The following is a 5,089-nucleotide window of genomic DNA, read 5'->3' on the forward strand; positions in this document are numbered from 1 at the left end:
TCGTACCGGAATCGCCCCCCGTCTTCGTCGACCCGAGCGGGCGCGGGCGACGCCGGCGGGTTCGGCGAGGGCAGCCGCTGCTCGCTGGTCGGCTCGACGAACGGGATGACGCTGTCCGGGGTGATCGGCCCGCCGGCGAAGCTGACCCCGACCATGACCGTGTAGACCACACCCGCCGCGCCGGCGCAGTAGGCGAGACGGCGCAGCCGCCGGCGTCGCCGCCCGCTCGGGTCGACGAAGACGGGGGGCGATTCCGGTACGACGGGAATCAGTGCGGTCGGGCCATCCACGCGGCAAGTGTAGATGCGGAAAAATCCCGCCTTCTCCCCTGGCTAGCCGGTGTGACCAGGCAGAACGGGCAGCACTGACCTCGATCTTGTAGGTTGGGTGCCGTGGCGCGCAGCGTGTACCTGACCGGCGTTGGTTCGGGCGGGGGAAAATCGACAGTGGCGCTCGGCCTGGCCGAGTTGTTGTCCCGCCAGGTGGAACGGATAGGTGCGTTCCGGCCGCTCGTCGCCGGTGACGGCACCGACCCGATCCTCGCCCTGCTCACCGAGCGCTACCGGATGGAACTGCCGGTCGACGAGCTGTACGGCGCCACGTACGCCGAGGCGAGCGCGCTCGTCGCGGACGGCCGCCGGGAGGAGTTGATCTCCCGGATCGTCACCCGCTACCGGGAGGTCGAGCGGCGCTGCCCGGCGATAGTGGTGGTCGGCAGCGACTTCGCCTACGGCGACGGCACCGGCCCCCGTGAGCTGGCCTTCAACGCCCGGCTGGCGACCGAGTTCGGCAGCGTCGTGGTGCCCGTCGTGGACGGGTTCGGGCAGACGCCCGACACGATCGCGGCGGCGCTGCGCGGCGCGTACCACGATCTGGCCGACCTCGGCGCGACGGTGATCGCGGCGCTGGCCAACCGCGTGCCGGAGCCGATGACGCTGCCCGAGCTGCCGGTGCCCGCGTACGCGATCCCCGAGGTGCCGACCGTGTCGGCGCCGACGGTGGCCGAGGTGGCGGCGGCGCTGCACGGCACGGTGCTCACCGGCGACGAGACCGCACTCGACCGCGACGTGCTCGACTACGTGGTGGGCGCGGCGCACGTGCCGACGCTGCTGGACCACCTCACCGACGGGGCGCTGGTGATCACCCCGGGCGACCGGGCGGACCTGCTGGTGGCCGCCGGCGCCGCGCACGTGGCCGGGCAGGTGTCGCTGGCCGGGCTGGTGCTCACGCTCGGCGAGCAGCCCGATCCGCGGGCCATGCGCCTGGTCGAGCGGATGAACACCGGGCTCCCCGTGCTGTCGGTGCCGAGCGACAGCTACGACACGGTGGCCGCGTCCAGCCGGATCGAGGGCCGCCCCAGCACCGCCAACCCGCGCAAGGTCGAGGCCGCGCTCGGCGCGTTCGAACGCTGCGTGGACACCGACGACCTGGCCCGCCGGCTGCGGGTCAGCCGGTCCGCGCGGGTCACCCCGCTGATGTTCGAGAACGATCTGATCGACAGGGCCCGCGCCCGGCGCCGCCGGCTGGTGCTGCCCGAGGGCGCGGACGAGCGGATCCTGCGCGCGACCGAGGTGCTGCTGCGCCGGGGCGTCGCCGAGATCACCCTGCTCGGCCGCCCGGACGAGATCGCCCGGCGGACCCGGGAGCTGGGCGTCGACCTCGGTGACGCCCAGGTCGTCGACCCGGTGACCAGCCCGTGGCGGGACGAGTTCGCGCAGGCGTACGCGCAGTTGCGCGCCCACCGCGGCGTCACCGTGGAGCTGGCGCACGACATCGTGGCGCAGCCCAACTACTTCGGCACGATGATGGTGCAGACCGGCCACGCCGACGGCATGGTCTCCGGCGCCACCCACACCACAGCCGCCACCATCCGCCCGGCCTTCGAGATCATCCGGACCGTGCCCGGCGTCTCCGTCGCCTCCAGCGTCTTCTTCATGCTGCTCGCCGACCGGGTGCTGGTCTACGGCGACTGCGCCGTCAACCCCGACCCGGACGCCGACCAGCTCGCCGACATCGCCATCTCGTCGGCCGACACGGCGGCCCGGTTCGGCATCGAGCCGCGGGTGGCGATGCTGTCGTACTCCACCGGCAGCTCCGGCGCCGGCGCCGACGTGGAGAAGGTCGCGGCGGCCACCAAGCTGGTCCGGGAACGCCGGCCGGACCTGCTGGTCGAGGGCCCGATCCAGTACGACGCCGCGATCGACCCGCAGGTGGCGGCCACCAAGCTGCCGGACAGCCCGGTCGCGGGGCGGGCCACGGTGTTCATCTTCCCGGACCTGAACACGGGCAACAACACGTACAAGGCGGTGCAGCGGTCGGCCGGAGCGGTGGCGGTCGGGCCGGTCATGCAGGGCCTGCGGCGGCCGGTGAACGACCTGTCCCGCGGCGCCACAGTGCCGGACATCGTCAACACGGTGGCGATCACCGCCATCCAGGCCGCCGCGGAGGCGTCGGAATGAGCCGCATCCTGGTCCTCAACAGCGGATCCTCGTCGGTCAAGTACCGGCTGTACGACGGCGACGACGTCCTGGACAAGGGCACGGTCGAACGGATCGGCGAACCCGGCGGCGGGCCGGCCGACCACGAGAGCGCGGTCCGGGAGATCATCGGCCGGCTCGACCTGACCGGGCTGACCGGCGTCGGCCACCGGGTGGTGCACGGCGGGCGGAAGTTCAGCGCGCCGGTACGCATCGACGACGCGGTCGTCGCCGCGATCGAGGATCTGGTGCCGCTCGCGCCGCTGCACAACCCGGCCAACCTCGCCGGCATCCGGGTGGCCCGGGAGGCGCTGCCGGACGTCCCGCAGGTGGCCGTCTTCGACACCGCGTTCCACCACACGCTGCCCGAGGCCGCCGCCACGTACGCGATCGACAAGGCCATCGCCGAGCGGTACGGGGTGCGCCGCTACGGCTTCCACGGCACCTCGCACGCGTACGTCTCGCGTCGCGTCGCCGACCTGCTCGACCGCCCGTACGACCAGCTCAACACGATCACGCTGCATCTGGGCAACGGGGCTAGCGCGTGCGCCGTCCAGGGTGGGCGCAGCGTGGCCACCTCGATGGGCATGTCCCCGCTGGAGGGCCTGGTGATGGGCACCCGCAGCGGCGACCTCGACCCGACAGTCATCTTCCACCTGCGCCGCGAGGGCGGCATGGTGGTGGACGACATCGACGACCTGCTCAACCACCGCAGCGGCCTGCTCGGGCTGACCGGCGTCAACGACATGCGCGAGGTGCTGGCCCGCCGCGACGCCGGTGACCCGGACGCGACGCTCGCGTTCGACGTCTACTGCCGCCGCATCACCGGTTACGTCGGCGCGTACTACGCGCTGCTCGGCCGGGTCGACGCGATCGCGTTCACCGCCGGGGTGGGCGAGCACGCCGCGCCGGTACGGGCGGCGTCGCTGGCCGGGCTGGAGCGGCTCGGTGTCGCCGTCGACCCGGCGCGCAACGACGGCCACGGCGACCGGATCGTCTCCCCCGAAGGCGCGGAGGTGGCGGTGCTCGTGGTCGGCACCGACGAGGAGCGGGAGATCGCCCGCGAGACCCGCGAGGTGCTCGGCGTCTGACCGCCCGGCCCTCCGCGCGGCCGGGCCGGATCAGCCCGGGTCAGCCCAGGGCGATCCAGGCGACCAGGGCGACCACCACGACGGCGGCGACGGCCACGCCGGCGATCAGCGGCAGGCGGGACGGCGCCGACGCCGACGCGGCCGGCTCGGGAGAATCGACGAATGCGCGGAACTGCGCGGTGTTGCCACTCGGGTCGGTGTAGTTCTCAGCCATGCGGCTGACCCTAGCGAAGCCGACCGGACCGGAATGTCCCGCCGGGCCGCCACCTGCGGATCTGGGTGGCGGGATCGGGCAAACCCGGCCACCCGGTGGAGGCGGGAGCCGCCCGGGTGGCGGCACCGACCGGCCCGGACGGCGGGCGCGGGCCGACCGCTCGGCTGCCTACCGTGCAGGTGTGAGGGGGCAGCGGCTGGTCGCCGCGCTGATGACGGCGCTGCTGGCCGGTTGCGGCCCGGCCGTGGCCACGCCCGACCCGGTCCCGGCCGCCGTCGGGCCCGCGCCGGAGCGCCCGTACTCGGTCGGGATGCGACAGTTCACGCTCGACCCGGACGGCAGGCGGCCGCTGCCGGTCACCGTCTGGTACCCGGCGCAACCACCGTCTCCCGCACGGCCGCACACGGCCGGCCCCGGCCCGACTGGTTCCGGCTCGGCCGGCCCTGGCTCGGCCGGTCCTCCTTCGGCCGGCCCTGGCTCGGCAGGTGCCGATCAGGCGCCGGTCCTGCCGGGCCCGCGCGGGCCGCGCGCTTCCTCCCTGCCGTCCGTCGTCGCGGCTCCCTCCGGACGCGCCACACCGGCGAGCCCCGGACCGCGTGTGCGGCCGGGTGCGCCGTTCGCGGCCGGACGCTTCCCGGTGGTCCTCTACAGCCACGGGCTGCGCAGCCTGCCCGCCCTGCACGCCGCGCTGACCACCCGCTGGGCCGCCGCCGGGTTCGTGGTGGTCGCACCCACCTATCCGCGTACGAACCAGCGCGCCCGCGCCTACACCCGCGACGACGTGCGCAACCAGCCCGCCGACGCCTGGCGACTGATCCGTCATCTGGTCCGGCTGGGCGCCCGCCACGGGGATCCGCTCGGCGCGCACATGGCCGTGGACCGGTTCGCCGCCGCCGGGCACTCGGCCGGCGGGCACACCACGCTCGGCATGTTCGCCTCCGGGCAGCCGTCCCCGGTACGGGCCGGAATCGTGATCGCCGGTGGCCGGATGGTCGCCGGGCTCTCCCGCCCACTCGCACCGATGCTGTTCGTGCACGGGAGCGCCGACCGGATCGTGCCGGAGTCGATCGGCCGGGCCGCGTACGCCCGCTGCCTCGGGCCGGCCGCCTTCCTGAGCCTCACCGGCCAGGGCCACGGCGAGTACCTGACGCCGGGACGGCCCGGCTTCGCCCAGGTGCTCGCCACCACCACCGACTTCCTGCGCTGGACGCTCTACGCCGACCGCGCCGCCCTGCACCGCCTCCCCACCGACGCGACAGCGCCCGGCACCACCCTCACCACCCGCGCCCTCCCCACCTGAAGCGTCC

At 74.4% G+C, this 5,089-nt stretch carries 4 protein-coding genes and 1 pseudogene; 3 read left to right on the forward strand and 2 right to left on the reverse strand.

The features are described 5' to 3' along the window. Window positions 1-290, reverse strand: a pseudogene (locus ABD52_RS40425) (hypothetical protein); the annotation flags it as partial. A gap of 93 nt (window positions 291-383) precedes the next feature. Between ABD52_RS40425 and pta the strand changes: the two are divergent. Further along, complete coding sequence (gene pta, locus ABD52_RS36085) at window positions 384-2,459, forward strand: phosphate acetyltransferase (RefSeq protein WP_085985949.1); 2,076 nt, start codon at window positions 384-386, stop codon at window positions 2,457-2,459. Next, entirely contained in the window at window positions 2,456-3,568 is a 1,113-nt protein-coding gene (locus ABD52_RS36090; protein ID WP_030271856.1) for an acetate/propionate family kinase, read from the forward strand. Before pta ends, ABD52_RS36090 begins: the two co-directional genes overlap by 4 nt. Before the next feature lie 40 nt (window positions 3,569-3,608). On the opposite strand, the gene ABD52_RS40430 is transcribed toward ABD52_RS36090, so the two are convergent. Continuing rightward, window positions 3,609-3,782 (reverse strand): hypothetical protein, encoded by a 174-nt coding sequence (locus ABD52_RS40430; protein WP_013288346.1) that lies wholly within the window; start codon window positions 3,780-3,782, stop codon window positions 3,609-3,611. A 181-nt stretch (window positions 3,783-3,963) separates the two neighbouring features. Here ABD52_RS40430 and ABD52_RS36095 point away from each other — a divergent pair, with 181 nt between their 5' ends. Continuing rightward, entirely contained in the window at window positions 3,964-5,082 is a 1,119-nt protein-coding gene (locus ABD52_RS36095) for an alpha/beta hydrolase (protein WP_047894697.1), read from the forward strand. Window positions 5,083-5,089 lie beyond the last annotated feature (7 nt).

This window comes from Micromonospora sp. RV43, assembly GCF_001029515.1.
Lineage (GTDB): Bacteria > Actinomycetota > Actinomycetes > Mycobacteriales > Micromonosporaceae > Micromonospora > Micromonospora aurantiaca.